The organism is Pantoea sp. EKM101V (assembly GCF_011800325.1).
GTDB classification, from domain to species: domain Bacteria; phylum Pseudomonadota; class Gammaproteobacteria; order Enterobacterales; family Enterobacteriaceae; genus Pantoea; species Pantoea anthophila.
Genome location: NZ_JAALFP010000002.1, coordinates 181,974 through 197,080 on the forward strand (window position 1 = coordinate 181,974; position 15,107 = coordinate 197,080).

A 15,107-nucleotide genomic window follows, 5' to 3' on the forward strand; every position below is an offset into this window, starting at 1 on the left:
TGAAACCCACCGGCATTCATAACGCTCTGGAGTAGACGATGGCACGATCCTGGTTTCCGCAATGGCAAAAGAAGTCGGCTTTAACAGAAAACGGTATTATCGCCCCGGATGAGACACTGCCTGCGGGGCAGACGCTGGTGCTGGGTTTACAGCACGCGGTGGCGATGTTTGGCGCAACGGTGCTGATGCCGCTGCTGATGGGACTGGATCCCAATCTGGCGATTCTGGTCTCCGGGATAGGGACCCTGCTGTTCTTCTTTATTACCGGCGGTCGCGTGCCCAGCTATCTCGGGTCAAGCGCCGCGTTTGTGGGCGTTGTGATTGCGGTGACCGGTTTCAGCGGTCAGGGACTGAACCCTAACCTCAGTGTGGCGCTGGGTGGCGTCATCGCCTGCGGCCTGCTCTATACGCTGATAGGCGTGGTGGTAATGAAATCCGGCACCCGCTGGATTGAGAATCTGATGCCGCCCGTGGTGACCGGAGCCGTGGTGATGGCTATCGGGCTGAACCTGGCACCGATTGCGGTGCACAGCGTCTCCGCCTCCGCCTTCGACAGCTGGATCGCGGTGATGACCGTGTTATGTATTGGCCTGGTGGCCGTCTTTACCCGCGGAATGGTTCAGCGCCTGCTGATTCTGGTGGGGCTGATTCTGGCGTGGGCGATCTATGCCCTGCTGACTAACGTTATGGGACTGGGCAAGCCGGTGGATTTTACGGCGCTGTCACAGGCGGCGTGGTTTGGTCTGCCGCATACCACCTCGCCGACCTTTGATCTGCATGCGATGGTATTAATCGCCCCCGTCGCCATTATCCTGGTGGCGGAGAACCTCGGCCACCTGAAAGCGGTAGCGGGCATGACCGGACGCAACCTCGACCCGTATATGGGACGCGCCTTTGTGGGCGATGGTCTTGCCACGATGCTCTCCGGTTCAATCGGCGGCAGCGGGGTGACCACCTATGCGGAAAACATCGGGGTGATGGCGGTGACCAAGGTCTACTCGACGCTGGCATTTGTTGCTGCGGCGGTCATCGCGATCCTGGCCGGTTTCTCGCCGAAGTTCGGTGCGCTGATCCACACCATTCCGGCGCCGGTGATCGGCGGTGCCTCGATTGTGGTCTTCGGACTGATTGCGGTGGCGGGCGCGCGCATCTGGGTACAGAATCAGGTCGATTTAGGCCAGAACAGTAACCTGATCATGGTGGCGACGACGCTGGTCCTTGGCGCAGGTGACTTTGCGCTTAAAATCGGTTCATTCACGCTGGGCGGCATCGGCACGGCGACCTTTGGGGCCATTATCCTCAATGCCATTCTGCGCCGTAACCGCGCCATGCAGCAGGATAAGCTGGCGCGTCAGCAGGGTTAACTACTCCAGCGGTGGGGCAGCAGGCTGCACCGCTTTCTTTCGTTTCAGCCGCAGTTCACTGACAATCACGCCACAGACAATCAGCGCCCCACCCATCAGCGCCAGTGCAGGCAGCCGCTCACCGGCGATACGTCCGACTACGCCCGCCCAGACCGGCTCACCGGCGTAAATAACCGTGGCACGCGTGGGTGACACGCTGCGCTGCGCCCAGTTCATCGTGACCTGAATCAGTGCGCTGGCGGCGCCCAGTCCCAGCGTACTGAACAGCAGCGGCATGGAAATCACAGGTACCGTCTCCCCATTGGGGATCATCAGCGCAAAGGCGCACAGCGACGCCACCGCGAGCTGGATCATCGTCACGCGACGCACATCGACCCGACTGGCAAAGCGGCTGATTAAGATAATCTCAGCGGCAATCGCCAGCGTACTGAACAGGGTGGCTATCTCCCCGGCATTCAGGCTGATACGGCCATCCTGCGGCCCCGCCACCAGCAGCAGACCGGTGAAGGCCAGCACAATCCCCAGCCATGACATGATGCCCGGCGGACGTCGTAAAAACAGCCATTGCAGCAGCGGCACCACCGGCACGTAGAGCGCAGTGAGAAACGCGGACTGACTGCTGGAGATGGTCTGCATTCCCCAGGTCTGCAGACCGTAACCGCCGGCAATCGACAGGCCAATCAGCGTCCCGGCTTTCACTTCCAGCCAGGTTATTCCTTTGAGATAGCGCCGGAAAAAGAGCGCCAGCAGCAGTGCGGCGGTGGCAAAACGCAGACCGACGAAAAAGAACGGTCCCGAGTGCTGCATCGCCCGATGCACCACCAGAAAGGTCCCGCCCCAGATCATAGTTATAAAGATTAACACCAGCTCCTGCCGCGTCAGGCGCAGGGATAAGCCGCGGAGAGTGTCCGACATAATTCACCTGATAAAAGATTCGGACAACATTGTGGAGGAGAGCGAGGGGGAAAAGCAACGACGTTAACCGCCGGATCTTACCGGCGGCTATCAGGGGATTAAGCGTCCGTTTTCTTCGGACTGCTGCGTCCGCCCTTTTCGCCGGCACGCGCGGCACGCTGCGGATCGTTTTTAAAATTACCGCCGCTGTTTTTGCCCCCTTTGCGTCCCGCTTCTGCGGCACGTTCACGGTTTTCAGCAAAATTACCTGAACCGCCACGATGTGTTGTCATGATGTGCTCCTGTCGCGTAGTGCGATAAATAAGAATGAGAAAGTCGAGAGCTGACGGCCCGGGGCCTGGATTCAACCCATGGTTAAAGAATAGCCAGATTCTGCTTTCACCCCGCGCACAGTCACATTTAGCAACAGACTATTCACCACCGATTTGAGTAAATAACGAACATTCCTCTGGCTTACAACCGATTAGCTGCGGAATTATTACACAGCTAAATCCGCCCATTCCTTCCCTCCCCTGCGTAAAACGAAAGCTCTTCTATACTTTTTCTGGACGTCTAAACCACCTGGAGAGATCAATGGCTAAGATTCTGGTGCTTTATTACTCAATGTACGGACATATCGAAACGATGGCGAACGCGGTTGCTGAAGGCGCTCGTCGGGTTCCCGGCGCGGAAGTGGATATCCTGCGGGTACCAGAAACGATGGAGGCCAGTCGCTTTGCGGAGGTGGGCGGCAAAACCGATCAGCTGGCGGCAGAGGCAACGCCGGATGTGCTGCCGCAGTATGACGCCATTATCGTCGGTACCCCGACCCGCTTCGGCAACATGTCCGGTCAGATGCGCACCTTCTGGGATCGCACCGGCGGCCTGTGGGCATCAGGTGCCCTGTTTGGCAAGGTCGCCAGCGTCTTCACCTCAACCGGCACCGGCGGCGGTCAGGAACAGACGATTACCTCGGTCTGGACCACCCTGGCGCATCACGGCATGGTGATCGTGCCCATCGGCTACGGCACCAAAGAGTTGTTTGATATCTCTCAGGTGCGCGGCGGAACACCTTATGGTGCGACCACCCTGGCAGGCGGGGATGGCTCCCGTCAGCCCACGGAAGCGGAGCTGAACATCGCCCGTTTTCAGGGCGAACATGTTGCCAGCCTGACCACTAAACTGCAGGACTGATTTAATCAAAGGAGAAAAGTATGTCTACTGAACAATCAAAAGCACATCACGTTGGCGAATGGGCCAGTCTGCGTCATACCTCCCCTGAAATTGCTGAGGCCATTTTCGAAGTGGCTGATTACGATGAGAGACTGGCAGAAGAGATCTGGCGTCAGCAGGGCAGTGACGATGTACTGATTCGCGCCTTTGAAAAAACCGATAAAGATCTCCTGACCTGGGATGACAAACCCGTAGAACGTAAAAACGTCTGATTCAGGGGCGGGATCTTCCCGCCCTCAATTTTTTCGCTCACCAAGGAGAACGCTATGTCTTCCTATCAAAGCATTAATCCCGCCAACAACCAGTTGCTGAAGAGCTGGCCATCCCATGATGATGCCGCCGTCAGCCATGCCCTGAAGGTCGCCGACCAGCTGTTCCACTCCTCCTGGAGCAAAGGGGATATTCAGCCGCGCCTGCAGGTACTGAAAAAGCTGGCTGACCTGATTGATAGCCGTGCGGAAGAACTCGCTACCATCGCCAGTAAAGAGATGGGTAAACTGATTGGTCAGAGCCGGGGCGAAGTCAAAATCTGCTCGCAGATTGCCCGCTACTACGCGGAGAATGCTGAGCGCATCCTGCAGCCGCACACCTACCCCAGTGAGCTGGGCGAAGCCTGGGTTGAATATCACCCGATTGGTGTTCTGGTGGCCGTTGAGCCGTGGAACTTCCCCTACTATCAGCTGATGCGCGTGCTGGCGCCTAACCTCGCGCTGGGTAACCCGGTGCTGGCAAAACATGCCAATATCGTGCCGCACTGTGCCGATGTCTTTGAAAAACTGGTTCACGAAGCAGGTGCGCCTGAAGGAGCCTGGACGAACCTGTTTATCTCTACGGAACAGGTCGCGGATCTGATTGCTGACGACCGGGTTCAGGGAGTTGCCCTGACCGGTTCCGAGCGCGCCGGTAGCGCCGTGGCCGAACAGGCCGGTAAGCACCTTAAGAAATCGACGCTGGAGCTGGGCGGCAACGACGTCTTTGTCGTACTGGATGATGCCGATCTTGATGAAGCCGTGCGTCAGGGTGTGCAGGCGCGCCTGAGCAACTGCGGTCAGGTCTGTACGGCGGCAAAACGGTTTATTCTGCATGAGAAAATTGCCGATCGCTTTATCAGCCAGTTCAGCGCGGCGCTGAGCGCGGCGACGCTGGGCGATCCGCTGGATGAGAAGACCACGCTGGGTCCGCTTTCCTCGGCAGATGCGCGCGACCGTCTGGTTAAACAGGTTGATGAAGCTGTCGCCAGCGGCGCAAAACTGCTGACCGGCGGTAAAGCCGTTGACGGCGTGGGCTGCTATTACCAGCCCACGATTCTGACCGGCATCACACCCGATAATCCGGCTTACTATCAGGAGTTTTTTGGCCCGGTGGCACAGGTCTATGTGGTGGCAGACGACCAGGCCGCGGTGGCGCTGGCCAACGACTCTCACTATGGTCTTGGCGGCTCCGTCTGGACGCGGGATATTGCCCGTGGCCGCAGGCTCGCTTCTGCCATTGAAACCGGCATGGTGTTTATTAACTCGCAGAGCGACACCTCCGCAGAGCTGCCTTTTGGCGGCGTGAAACGTTCCGGCTATGGTCGTGAACTTTCCGATCTGGGCATCAAAGAGTTTGCTAACCAGAAACTGGTTGTTGTGGCGGGATAGGCTGCCGCAGGTATAAAAAAACCCCGTCTCGACGGGGTTTTTTATTGTCAGCAGGATGGGGAAATTACGGTGTCGCTTCAGCCGCTGACTTTGTTTTATCGTTCTGCACGCTGGCAGACGGTGTTGCACTATCAGCCTTATCAGCCGTAGCGTTGTCACCGGCTGATTTCGCCGCTGCGTTATCCGCTTTGGCAGCAGCCGCGTTTTCCGCTTTGGCCTTCTCAGCCGCCGCTTTATCAGCGGCAGCTTTATCCGCTTTAGCCTTCTCCGCTGCGGCTTTGTCGGCAGCAGCTTTCTCCGCTCTGGCCTTCTCTGCTGCGGCTTTGTCGGCGGCAGCTTTCTCCGCTTTGGCCTTCTCCGCTGCGGCTTTGTCGGCAGCGGCTTTATCTGCATCAGCCTTACCGGCGGCAGCCTTATCCGTATCCGACTGCGCTTTGTCTGCGGTCGCCTTATCGGCTTCCGCTTTGTCAGCGGCAGCATCCTGCGTCGCAGCAGCTTTCGCACTGTCGTCATCAGATGGCGTCGCGGCGGCTGGCTGTGGTGCAGCGGCTGGCTGCATTGGCGTGCCCTGCAGCGCCGCGTTCAGCGCCTGAGAGAACTGATCCCAGCTGCAATAGCCGTTAGCATCCGTCGGGCAGCCCGCCAGTTGCAGCGTCACACGTTTTGGCGGATTTTTCAGACTCAGCACGTCCGCATTGCGCAGCTGATCGGCGCTCTGATAGACATATTCGACTTTGAGCAGGTCTTTGTCATTTTTCGCGTCGTGCCAGCGTTCAAAGACAACCTGACCACCAATCGGCGTTTTTTCCCAGGTATCAGGCAGCTCATACGGCTTCACCTGCAACGCGCTCAGCAGCGAGGCAATGTTGGAATCGTGCCCCACCATCAGCGTAATAGCGGGTGCACTGGCTTTATCCTGATCGACCAGCTGACTGCGGATGTAATCCACCAGCGGGGCGGCCACTTCGCGCGAGATATCCGGACTGGTAAACAGCGCGTCCTGATAGCCATTTTTAATGGCCGACAGCTCTTTCCACTGTTCAGGCGTCTTGATCTGTCCCCACGCCACCTGCTCCAGCGGGAAACCTTCATAATATTGCAGGGTGAACGCATCCATCAGCGAGTTACCCACTTTCAGCGGGCCACTGACATTCGGCTCTTTACCATTTTCCGCGCTGAAGGTGTTCTGACCACTGCTCAGATCGCACTGCTTTTTATTGTTACAGGCAGGCGAAGATTTATAGTCAACAATCTTCTCAAGACGCTGGAAAGCAGGCTTCAGCGAGAGTTTTTCATTTTCGGCAGCCATCGCGGCCAGCGCTTTCTTATTGAAGGCTTCGCTGCCATCTGTGATGACCGGATTAAAGATAGGATCCATGGTGCCCATCGCATCCTGATGCGTGACCGCGATGTCACAGCCCGGGAAAGCGCCATTGACAAAGAACTGGGCGGTGGCAACGGTACGCTGCAGGCTGTTGGCATAGACAAAGGCGTTATTGCTGTCAGGACAGCTGCCGTTCTTCGCCAGTCCCTGCTGGGCCAGCCACTGACGGGTATAGTTACCCATGTAGATTTCCAGCACGCCACCTTTGGTGGTCAGCTGACCGCCGGGAACGTCCCACTGCGGCCAGCTTTTTTTAGTGGACTGCTCCAGCACGCTGCCGTTATCGGCCAGCGGCGCACGCAGATTGTGACGGCTTAGCATCAGGACCTGCTGCAGCTGCATATCACCTTCAGCCGCCAGCGCGACGGTTCCGACCGGCAATGCTGCGAGCACTGACAATGCGCAAAGACTCAGTTTCTTGATCATTGTGCCTATTCCATTCATTCAGTAAAGAAACACTCTGGCTATCAACCGATTAGCTCGCCTCAGAGCGACGTAATCCCTAGTGTAACTCAGCTCGCCTCAGAAAAGCGCCAGATGTTTGCAAAAACGGTGAGTAGACTATAGCAGAGAGGATAAAGAGAGATGAATGCAAAGCCGGATGCGGCTCAGTGCGCCTTTTCGGCATGACAGAAGAACAGAGGAAGGCAGAAATGAAACAGGCCAGCACTCAGTGCTGGCCTGTAAAATCTGGCGGAGGAGGAGAGATTCGAACTCTCGGATGGTTTCCCATCGGCGGTTTTCAAGACCGCTGCCTTAAGCCACTCGGCCACCCCTCCGTTTTGAAACAGTACTGCATTGGCAAAATAATCAGCTGACATTTTGCCACTTTATTGCCCGAGGCAGATAAAGTGGCGGAGGAGGAGAGATTCGAACTCTCGGATGGTTTCCCATCGGCGGTTTTCAAGACCGCTGCCTTAAGCCGCTCGGCCACCCCTCCGCAATGACGCGCACTATAAACATCCCGATTATCGATGTAAAGCCTGTATCTGACTGTTCGCATGAAAAACAGCCATTTCCTGTTTTTTCGCTGTCAAAATCACCACTCTGCTCAAACAATTAGCAGATTAGCGCGTAAAGAAGGGTAAAACGGCTTTTCCCTCTTTAATGGCCTGCGTATTCTCGGCTCATATTTAGTGTTCTGCTTAAAGGAGCGCAACATGGAAAGAATTGTCACCTCATCGCAGTCCTCACTGCTCTCAACGCACAAAGTTCTGCGCAATACCTATTTTCTGCTGGGATTAACCCTGGCTTTCTCAGCCGTGACGGCCACGGCCAGCACCCTGCTGGCGTTACCCGCTCCCGGTCTGATCCTGATGCTGGTCGGCTTTTATGGTCTGATGTTTTTAACCTACCGTCTGGCTAACAGCCCGATGGGCATCCTGGCCGCCTTTGCCTTCACCGGCTTCCTGGGTTACTGCCTGGGTCCGATCCTGAGCTCTTTCCTGACCGCAGGGATGGGGGATGTAATCGCACTGGCGCTGGGTGGAACGGCGCTGGTCTTCTTCTGCTGTTCCGCGTATGTGCTGACGACCCGCCGTGATATGTCCTTCCTTGGCGGAATGATGATGGCGGGCTTTGTGGTGCTGCTGGTCGCGGTAGTGGCTAACCTCTTCCTGCAGTTACCTGCTCTGCATCTGGCGATCAGCGCCCTGTTCATTCTCTTTTCAGCCGGCGCGATTTTGTGGGAAACCAGCAATATCATTCACGGCGGAGAAACAAACTATATCCGGGCCACGGTCAGCCTCTACGTTTCACTCTATAACATCTTTGTCAGCCTGCTGAGCCTGCTCGGTTTTGCCCGCAGCAACTGACAGACACGTGCATCAGCGTTGAAAACCCCGCTCCGGCGGGGTTTTTTCTTTTACTGCTACGTCAGTTTGCTACACTGCGCCGTCATTTACAGAGAGGAAGTCACGTGAATTTTAACGGTAACGAAATCGCCGTCGATGCCGAAGGCTATCTGAAAAATCCCAGCGACTGGAGTGCAGCGCTGGCTGAACATATTGCCGCGCAGGAAGGCCTTACGCTGACCGACGCCCACTGGGAGGTCGTCCATTTTGTGCGCGCCTTCTATCTGGAATTTAACACCTCCCCCGCCGTACGAATGCTGGTGAAGGCGATGGCGAAGAAGTATGGCGAAGAGAAAGGCAACAGCCGCTATCTGTTTCGTCTTTTCCCTGACGGGCCGGCTAAGCAGGCGACGAAAATCGCAGGCCTGCCCAAACCGGCCAAATGTCTCTGACTATCCGGTCGTAAAGCCGCGTGGGGGCGATGACGGCTGGTGCGGCTCCACCCGTACACTGTCCACCCGCGCGCTGCGTGGCCCGCCCGCTTTGAGCCAGTCGATGAGGGCCTCGACCTTTTCCGCCTCGCCCCAGGCCAGCACTTCGACACTGCCATCCTCCAGGTTACGCGCATAGCCCAGCACGCCCAGCGCGCGGGCTTCGGCCTGGGTGCTGTAACGGAATCCGACGCCCTGCACGCGGCCATAAACCCATGCTTTAAAACAGGCTGCTGACATACTGCCCTCCTGCTGCTGTTCGTTGCAATTTCCCGTTATCCACCGGACAATGGCACCTCATTTTTTCAGGTAAGCATAGCAAACTATGACAGTCAGATTGATTCTCGCAAAGGGACGTGAAAAGTCCCTGCTCCGTCGCCATCCCTGGGTCTTTTCAGGCGCTGTCGCGCGTCTGGAAGGTAAAGCGCAACTGGGTGAAACCATTGACGTGTGTGACAGTAACGGCAAATGGCTGGCGCGCGCCGCCTATTCTCCTCAGTCACAGATTCGCGCCCGTGTCTGGAGCTGGCAGGCCGATGAATCCATCGATATCGCCTTCTTTGTGCGCCGTTTTGAGCAGGCGCAGCAGTGGCGCACATGGCTGGCAGCGCGAGACGGCCTGGACAGCTATCGTCTGATCGCCGGTGAATCTGATGGTTTACCGGGCGTCACCATTGACCGCTTTGGCAATTTTTTTGTTCTGCAGCTGCTCTCCGCTGGAGCCGAATATCAGCGTGCGGCGATCATTACTGCCCTGCAGCAATGTTTCCCCGGCTGTGCTGTCTATGACCGATCCGACGTCGCCGTGCGGAAGAAAGAGGGTCTGGAACTGACGCAGGGCACGATTACCGGCGAACTGCCGCCGCCTCTGCTGCCGATTACTGAGCATGGCATGAAGCTGCTGGTAGATATCCAGGGTGGCCATAAAACCGGCTACTACCTCGATCAGCGAGACAGCCGTCTCGCCACCCGCCGTTACGCTCAGGATGCCCGGGTACTTAACTGCTTCTCATATACTGGTGGATTCGCCGTCTCGGCATTGATGGGCGGCTGTAAAGAGGTAATCAGCGTTGATACTTCGCAGGAAGCGCTGGATGTGGCACGTCAGAACGTTGAACTGAATGAACTCGACCTCTCCCGCGCGCGCTTTGAGCGTGATGACGTCTTCAAACTGCTGCGTCGCTATCGTGACAGTGGGGAGAAATTTGATCTGATCATTATGGATCCGCCGAAGTTCGTCGAAAACAAAAGTCAGCTGATGGGCGCCTGTCGCGGCTATAAAGATATCAACATGCTCGCCATTCAGTTGCTGAATCCCGGTGGCGTTCTGCTGACCTTCTCCTGCTCCGGTCTGATGGCCACCGAGCTGTTCCAGAAGATCATTGCCGATGCCGCACTGGATGCCGGCCGCGAGGTGCAGTTTATTGAGCAGTTCCGTCAGGCAGCGGATCATCCGGTGATCGCCAGCTACCCGGAGGGACTCTACCTGAAAGGTTTCGCCTGCCGCGTCATGTGACTTGAAAAATTGGCTCCTGCCCCCATATTGGAAAGAGAGCTTTTTTTCGGAGGTCACTATGATTGCCAGTAAATTTGGTATTGGTCAGCAGGTTCGTCATCGTTTGTCCGGCGTATTGGGCGTTATTGTCGATGTCGATCCTGAGTACTCGTTAGATGAGCCTAAAATTGAAGAGGTTGGCGCGGAAGAGAAGATGCGTTCGGCACCTTGGTATCATGTCGTGATGGAAGATGAGGAAGGCGATCAGGTGCATACCTATGTTGCTGAGATTCAGCTTTCGGGCGAAACCAGCGTTGAACACCCTGAGCAGCCCTCAATGGATGAACTGGCGGCCTCAGTGCGTCAGCAGCTTCAGGCGCCTCATCTGCGACATTAATCTGTGGCGGCACCCTCTGCCGCTACATATCTCTTCTCAGCGCGTGATCCCCAGCCGCGGAATCTCAATCTTCGGACAGCGATCCATAATCACCGTCATACCCGCATCCTGTGCCAGCACGGCCGCCTGCTCATTAATCACACCCAGCTGCAGCCATAGGGTTTTTGCGCCCACCGCAATCGCCTCCTGGGCTACGCCCCACGCGGCTTCAGAATTGCGAAATACATCCACCATATCAATATGGCCCGGAACATCTGCCAGGCTGGCATACGCCTGCTGCCCCAGCAGGGTCTTGCCCGCCAGCTTCGGGCTGACCGGAATCACGTCATACCCCTGATCAAGCAAATATTTCATCACGCCGTAGCTGGGACGCTCAGGGCGATCGCTTGCCCCGACTAAGGCGATGCGTTGGGTGCGGGTCAGCACCTCGCGAATTGTCTGGTCGTTCATCGTTATCTCCTTTCAGGCCAGAGTTGAGTGTAGATGGGCACACCCATGAACGGTTAAGTCAGTGACGTAATTAATTGAGCCAGCGCACGATTAAATATGTTTAAATGTAAACTCACTGCCATAATGTAAGAATTTGCTACACATAATCCTGTGTGTCATCAGTTACCGGAGTTGAAATGAAGCTGTCGCTGGCTGTAATGGGGTGGGTCGCTCTCCTCGTTTCGGCGTCCTGTTCTGCCATCACGTTAAAGCTCGATCCGCAAATCGATCTGCTGGTGCTGGATGGCCGTAAGATTTCAGGCTCGCTCCTCAAGGGCGCAGACAGTTTAGAGCTGGACCGGGGTCAGCATCAGTTTCTGTTTCGGGTAGAGCAGCAACGAAAAGGTCAGAAAGAGAGCACCCTCGCCTATCAATCGGTGCCGATGATCGTCACCTTCACTGCCGTGGCTAAAACCATTACCATCCGGCTGCCTGCGCTGGAGACAAAACGCGAGCGCTATCACTTCGATCGCAGCCTGAATTTTCTGCTGGTGGATGAGAAAGGGAACGAAATCACCAGCCTGCGCGATCGTCTGCCTGCCGCGCCCGCTGTCGACATGGAAAAAGCGATGGTGAACTACAATCGCACCGGTCAGATCGCCTCTGTGCCTCGTTTTGCCCATTCAGCCTCTGAGACGCCTTCTGCGGTCAGTCTGACCGCCGATCTCGACTGGAGGATTGAGGCGGAGCATCCCTCACTTCACCGCTGGTTTCAGCGCTTTGACGAAGCGACGCGTCAGCAGTTTCTGACGCTGGTCAAAATGCTGCGCACCAGTTGATAGCGCTGAAAGCACAGAGGTAAACTCGCGCTATCGCTTTTTCCGCATAACCCTGAATGGAGACGTTTGTGGAGCAGACTACCCGTACCCTTGGTAAACAAAAACATATCGCACTGGTCGCCCATGACCATTGCAAAGCCGCTCTGCTTGAGTGGGTTAAACAGAATCAGCCCGCACTGGAATCCCATATCCTCTATGCGACCGGCACCACCGGGAATCTCATCAACCGTGACACCGGCCTGAATGTCACGGCCATGCTGAGCGGCCCGATGGGCGGCGACCAGCAGGTAGGCGCGCTGATTTCAGAAGGAAAGATAGATGCGCTGATCTTTTTCTGGGACCCGCTCAATGCGGTACCCCACGATCCCGATGTCAAAGCGCTGCTGCGTCTGGCAACCGTATGGAATATCCCGGTCGCCACCAATCGCTCTACCGCAGATTTTATTATTCAGTCGCCGCTGTTTGCGCAAAGCAGCGAGATCATGATCCCTGACTATGCGCGCTATCTGGCCGGACGGCTGAAGTAACTCAGGCTTTACGCAACACCGGTACACCCAGTTCACGGAAGTGCCCGACAAAGGGTGACGGCGCGCTTTTATCAAACAGCAGAAAAACCTGCTGGCGCGCCCGTGTCAGAGCGACGTAGGCCAGGCGGCGCTCTTCTGCATCCGGGAACGCTTCCGGCTGCGGTAACAGGCCCTGTTCGATAATCGATTCGCGCACGTTCGCCGGAAAGCCCTCTTTGCCCTGCTGCAACCCCAGCAGAATGACGTAGTCCGCCTGCTGGCCTTTACTGGCATGGATGGTCATAAATTCCAGATTGAGTTTCGGCCAGCGGGTTCTGGCTTTGTCCAGCACATCCGGTCGCAGGTAGTGATAGCGCGCCAGCAGCAGGATGCGCTCATCAGGCTTTACATAGCCGCTGAGTTTATTCAGCAACGGCTCCAGCTGATCGTCCGCCAGCAGTGAAATCGACTTTTTATTCCCTTTGGTGATGCTGTTAAGCGGCTTCGTCAGCTGCTGCGGATTCTGCTGGATAAAGCGGTTCGCGATGTCGCCGATGCGATCGTTAAAGCGGTAAGTGGTATCCAGCACACAGCGGTCACCCTCACCAAAGTAGTGATGAAACGCCGTCGTCAGCGTCATCTCTGCACCGCTGAAGCGGTAGATGGCCTGCCAGTCATCGCCAACGGCAAACAGGGCGGTGCGCCTGTTCTGCTGGCGTAAAGCGCTGAGCAAGGCGGCGCGCTGCGGTGAGATATCCTGAAACTCATCCACAAGAATGTGTTTCCAGGGGCTGATAAAGCGCCCTTTTTCCAGCAGAGCAATCGCCTGATGAATCAGCCCCGAAAAATCGACCGCGCCCTCCTCTTTTAACGCACTCTTCCACGCTTTCAGCAGGGGAGCCATCAGCCTGATACGTTTGCTGAACAGATCGCGCACCTCTTCAGGCACCTCTGCGATCATCGCGGCCTGCGCGCCGCCATGCATGCGCATCAGACCCAGCCAGCGTTCGAGTCGTGACGCCAGGCGCTTAGCCAGTTTGTCATCCTCCCAGAATGGCCCCTCCGGCACCTCCCACTCCAGCTCGTCACGCAGCCATTGGCGCCAGCCGTTGGCCTGGGCCTTTTTTTCATGACACTGCTGCCGCCATTCCTGAATCAGCAGTGCACGACGCGCATCGGCATCGCTCTCCAGCTTGCTGATGACCGGCTGCTTGTTGCTGCCTTCACGAATAATATGCAGGGCCAGAGAATGGAAGGTTCGCGCCTGAATATCACTGGCTGACAGCCGCGACTGGATACGGGCGTTCATCTCTTCTGCAGCCTGTCGGCCAAAGGCCAGCAGCAGAATTTGATCGGCGCTGGCGAGATTGCGCTGCATTAACCAGCCCGCACGCGCCACCAGCACGGAGGTTTTACCGCTCCCGGCGCCCGCCAGCACCAGCAGTGAATTTTCGCCGTTGACTACCGCCTCGCATTGCGATTGATTGAGAGGCGTACTCTCGACCGTGTCGAAGAATGCCCGGTAGCGGGTCAGCATTGCGGCGGTCCAGTCACGGTTTCGCTGCCGCAGGGCCGCCTCGCCCTGCTCCAGCCAGCGCTGACAGAAAGCCTGGTTTTCACGACAGTCAGCAAAATCCTTCAGCCGGGAGAGCGGCAACGGCAACGCATCGAACTGCTGAATAATGGTGTTTTTCAGCGCCTGCAGTTCATGCCGGTTCAGCCAGCGATCCTGCGCACTGAATGCCTCAATGTCATCACGCAGGGTCTGCAGTACGTCGCGGCACACCGCACTCATCTCCAGGCTCCAGCTCTGCCAGGCCTGCAGCAGGTAGTGATAAAAGCGCTGCGTTTCCTGCCATTCCGTGCCATGCAGCCGCACCACTTTTTCATCAGCCAGCAAAAATTCCAGTTCGCCCCACACCACGCCGCGTTTGCAGGCGATATCCAGCAACTGATTAAAAGGGATCAGGTACTCATGCTTATCGCCACTGACTTCGACGCCCGCTGCCATCAGACGGACACGATTATAGGGATGCCGGGCAAGTCGTTTGCCCATCGAAGTTGCTTTCAGTTCCACGCCGACACTCACGTCAGAGAATAGGATTCGGGGAAGTTTACCTGTCAGACCCTTGGCGCTCCAGCCTTAAAACAGGCTAAACTTGGCGTCACATCTTGCGGAATGCAAAAGGAAAAGAAGATCATGCGCACCGTCTTAAACGTTCTTAATTTTGTCCTGGGCGGTTTTTTCACCACCCTGAGCTGGCTGTTTGCCACCCTGATCAGCATCGTACTGATTTTTACCCTGCCGCTGACCCGCTCCTGCTGGGAAATTACCAAACTCTCGCTGCTGCCATTTGGTAACGAGGCGGTGCATGTGGATGTGCTTCGCCCTGAAAACAAAAGCCACATCATGAACACCGGCGGAACCTTTCTGAATATTTTCTGGCTGATTTTCTTCGGCTGGTGGCTCTGCCTTTCCCATATCTCTGTCGGGATTGTGCAGTGCATCAGCATCATCGGCATTCCCGTCGGGCTGGCTAACTTCAAGATCGCCGCGATAGCACTCTGGCCGGTCGGACGCCGGGTGGTGTCAGTGGAAGAGGCGCAGGCTGCGCGCGAAGCCAATGCCCGCCGCTATTAAT

Annotated in this window: 17 protein-coding genes and 2 tRNA genes; 11 read left to right on the forward strand and 8 right to left on the reverse strand. The window is 56.6% G+C overall.

Features of this window, described 5'->3' with window-relative positions; translation table 11 throughout:
- Positions 1–38 precede the first annotated feature (38 nt).
- Positions 39–1,364, forward strand: a complete 1,326-nt coding sequence (rutG, locus tag HFD92_RS04780) for a pyrimidine utilization transport protein G (protein WP_154927881.1) — start codon at positions 39–41, stop codon at positions 1,362–1,364.
- Here rutG and HFD92_RS04785 read toward each other — a convergent pair whose 3' ends face one another.
- Together HFD92_RS04785 and HFD92_RS04790 are read right to left on the reverse strand one after the other, a co-directional pair.
- The gene (locus HFD92_RS04785; protein ID WP_167428413.1) at positions 1,365–2,279 is read right to left on the reverse strand and encodes a DMT family transporter; all 915 of its coding nucleotides are present in this window, start codon (positions 2,277–2,279) and stop codon (positions 1,365–1,367) included.
- Between the two features lie 98 nt (positions 2,280–2,377).
- Complete coding sequence (locus tag HFD92_RS04790) at positions 2,378–2,551, reverse strand: general stress protein (protein ID WP_009091008.1); 174 nt, start codon at positions 2,549–2,551, stop codon at positions 2,378–2,380.
- A gap of 301 nt (positions 2,552–2,852) precedes the next feature.
- On the opposite strand from HFD92_RS04790, the gene wrbA reads away from it, so the two are divergent.
- The 3 genes from wrbA to HFD92_RS04805 are packed head-to-tail and all read left to right on the forward strand — an operon-like array spanning position 2,853 to position 5,131.
- Positions 2,853–3,452, forward strand: coding sequence for an NAD(P)H:quinone oxidoreductase (gene wrbA, locus HFD92_RS04795; RefSeq protein WP_009091010.1), 600 nt, complete (start codon positions 2,853–2,855; stop codon positions 3,450–3,452).
- A 20-nt stretch (positions 3,453–3,472) separates the two neighbouring features.
- Positions 3,473–3,703, forward strand: coding sequence for a YccJ family protein (locus HFD92_RS04800; protein WP_009091011.1), 231 nt, complete (start codon positions 3,473–3,475; stop codon positions 3,701–3,703).
- Positions 3,704–3,757: 54 nt separating this feature from the next.
- A complete protein-coding gene (locus HFD92_RS04805; protein ID WP_167428414.1) occupies positions 3,758–5,131 on the forward strand; it encodes an NAD-dependent succinate-semialdehyde dehydrogenase in 1,374 nt (457 codons plus the stop codon).
- 64 nt (positions 5,132–5,195) lie between these two features.
- On the opposite strand, the gene agp is transcribed toward HFD92_RS04805, so the two are convergent.
- From agp to HFD92_RS04820, 3 genes are all read right to left on the reverse strand, one after another.
- Positions 5,196–6,941 (reverse strand): bifunctional glucose-1-phosphatase/inositol phosphatase, encoded by a 1,746-nt coding sequence (gene agp / locus HFD92_RS04810; protein WP_167428415.1) that lies wholly within the window; start codon positions 6,939–6,941, stop codon positions 5,196–5,198.
- A 265-nt stretch (positions 6,942–7,206) separates the two neighbouring features.
- A tRNA-Ser gene (locus tag HFD92_RS04815) sits at positions 7,207–7,294 on the reverse strand.
- A 73-nt stretch (positions 7,295–7,367) separates the two neighbouring features.
- Positions 7,368–7,455: transfer RNA gene (locus HFD92_RS04820), tRNA-Ser, on the reverse strand.
- A 220-nt stretch (positions 7,456–7,675) separates the two neighbouring features.
- On the opposite strand from HFD92_RS04820, the gene yccA reads away from it, so the two are divergent.
- Together yccA and HFD92_RS04830 are read left to right on the forward strand one after the other, a co-directional pair.
- Entirely contained in the window at positions 7,676–8,329 is a 654-nt protein-coding gene (gene yccA, locus HFD92_RS04825; protein ID WP_009091017.1) for an FtsH protease modulator YccA, read from the forward strand.
- Between the two features lie 104 nt (positions 8,330–8,433).
- Complete coding sequence (locus HFD92_RS04830; RefSeq protein WP_009091019.1) at positions 8,434–8,760, forward strand: TusE/DsrC/DsvC family sulfur relay protein; 327 nt, start codon at positions 8,434–8,436, stop codon at positions 8,758–8,760.
- On the opposite strand, the gene yccX is transcribed toward HFD92_RS04830, so the two are convergent.
- The gene (gene yccX, locus HFD92_RS04835; protein WP_167428416.1) at positions 8,761–9,039 is read right to left on the reverse strand and encodes an acylphosphatase; all 279 of its coding nucleotides are present in this window, start codon (positions 9,037–9,039) and stop codon (positions 8,761–8,763) included.
- Positions 9,040–9,124: 85 nt separating this feature from the next.
- Here yccX and rlmI point away from each other — a divergent pair, with 85 nt between their 5' ends.
- Both rlmI and hspQ read left to right on the forward strand, forming a co-directional pair.
- Positions 9,125–10,315: a 23S rRNA (cytosine(1962)-C(5))-methyltransferase RlmI gene (gene rlmI / locus HFD92_RS04840; protein WP_009091023.1), complete on the forward strand. Its 1,191-nt coding sequence runs from the start codon at positions 9,125–9,127 to the stop codon at positions 10,313–10,315.
- 58 nt (positions 10,316–10,373) lie between these two features.
- Positions 10,374–10,691, forward strand: a complete 318-nt coding sequence (hspQ, locus tag HFD92_RS04845) for a heat shock protein HspQ (RefSeq protein ID WP_009091024.1) — start codon at positions 10,374–10,376, stop codon at positions 10,689–10,691.
- A gap of 36 nt (positions 10,692–10,727) precedes the next feature.
- On the opposite strand, the gene HFD92_RS04850 is transcribed toward hspQ, so the two are convergent.
- On the reverse strand, positions 10,728–11,141 hold the full coding sequence (locus tag HFD92_RS04850) for a CoA-binding protein (protein WP_009091026.1): 414 nt from the start codon (positions 11,139–11,141) through the stop codon (positions 10,728–10,730).
- Between the two features lie 176 nt (positions 11,142–11,317).
- Here HFD92_RS04850 and HFD92_RS04855 point away from each other — a divergent pair, with 176 nt between their 5' ends.
- Entirely contained in the window at positions 11,318–11,959 is a 642-nt protein-coding gene (locus tag HFD92_RS04855; protein WP_167428417.1) for a DUF2057 family protein, read from the forward strand.
- Positions 11,960–12,027: 68 nt separating this feature from the next.
- The gene (mgsA, locus tag HFD92_RS04860) at positions 12,028–12,486 is read left to right on the forward strand and encodes a methylglyoxal synthase (RefSeq protein WP_009091029.1); all 459 of its coding nucleotides are present in this window, start codon (positions 12,028–12,030) and stop codon (positions 12,484–12,486) included.
- Position 12,487: 1 nt separating this feature from the next.
- Here the strand turns inward: mgsA and helD are convergent, their stop codons facing one another.
- Positions 12,488–14,542, reverse strand: a complete 2,055-nt coding sequence (gene helD / locus HFD92_RS04865) for a DNA helicase IV (RefSeq protein ID WP_167428418.1) — start codon at positions 14,540–14,542, stop codon at positions 12,488–12,490.
- Positions 14,543–14,665: 123 nt separating this feature from the next.
- Here helD and HFD92_RS04870 point away from each other — a divergent pair, with 123 nt between their 5' ends.
- Positions 14,666–15,106: a YccF domain-containing protein gene (locus HFD92_RS04870; RefSeq protein WP_009091033.1), complete on the forward strand. Its 441-nt coding sequence runs from the start codon at positions 14,666–14,668 to the stop codon at positions 15,104–15,106.
- Position 15,107 lies beyond the last annotated feature (1 nt).

What these genes read in the sequence shown, in the direction of transcription:
- HFD92_RS04855 (WP_167428417.1), top strand. Translation starts at nt 11,318, where the DNA reads ATGAAGCTGTCGCTGGCTGTAATGGGGTGGGTCGCTCTCCTCGTTTCG.
- HFD92_RS04790 (WP_009091008.1), bottom strand. Translation starts at nt 2,551, where the DNA reads ATGACAACACATCGTGGCGGTTCAGGTAATTTTGCTGAAAACCGTGAA.
- HFD92_RS04800 (WP_009091011.1), top strand. Translation starts at nt 3,473, where the DNA reads ATGTCTACTGAACAATCAAAAGCACATCACGTTGGCGAATGGGCCAGT.
- HFD92_RS04870 (WP_009091033.1), top strand. Translation starts at nt 14,666, where the DNA reads ATGCGCACCGTCTTAAACGTTCTTAATTTTGTCCTGGGCGGTTTTTTC.
- HFD92_RS04805 (WP_167428414.1), top strand. Translation starts at nt 3,758, where the DNA reads ATGTCTTCCTATCAAAGCATTAATCCCGCCAACAACCAGTTGCTGAAG.
- rlmI (WP_009091023.1), top strand. Translation starts at nt 9,125, where the DNA reads ATGACAGTCAGATTGATTCTCGCAAAGGGACGTGAAAAGTCCCTGCTC.
- agp (WP_167428415.1), bottom strand. Translation starts at nt 6,941, where the DNA reads ATGATCAAGAAACTGAGTCTTTGCGCATTGTCAGTGCTCGCAGCATTG.
- rutG (WP_154927881.1), top strand. Translation starts at nt 39, where the DNA reads ATGGCACGATCCTGGTTTCCGCAATGGCAAAAGAAGTCGGCTTTAACA.
- HFD92_RS04850 (WP_009091026.1), bottom strand. Translation starts at nt 11,141, where the DNA reads ATGAACGACCAGACAATTCGCGAGGTGCTGACCCGCACCCAACGCATC.
- yccX (WP_167428416.1), bottom strand. Translation starts at nt 9,039, where the DNA reads ATGTCAGCAGCCTGTTTTAAAGCATGGGTTTATGGCCGCGTGCAGGGC.
- hspQ (WP_009091024.1), top strand. Translation starts at nt 10,374, where the DNA reads ATGATTGCCAGTAAATTTGGTATTGGTCAGCAGGTTCGTCATCGTTTG.
- wrbA (WP_009091010.1), top strand. Translation starts at nt 2,853, where the DNA reads ATGGCTAAGATTCTGGTGCTTTATTACTCAATGTACGGACATATCGAA.
- yccA (WP_009091017.1), top strand. Translation starts at nt 7,676, where the DNA reads ATGGAAAGAATTGTCACCTCATCGCAGTCCTCACTGCTCTCAACGCAC.
- HFD92_RS04785 (WP_167428413.1), bottom strand. Translation starts at nt 2,279, where the DNA reads ATGTCGGACACTCTCCGCGGCTTATCCCTGCGCCTGACGCGGCAGGAG.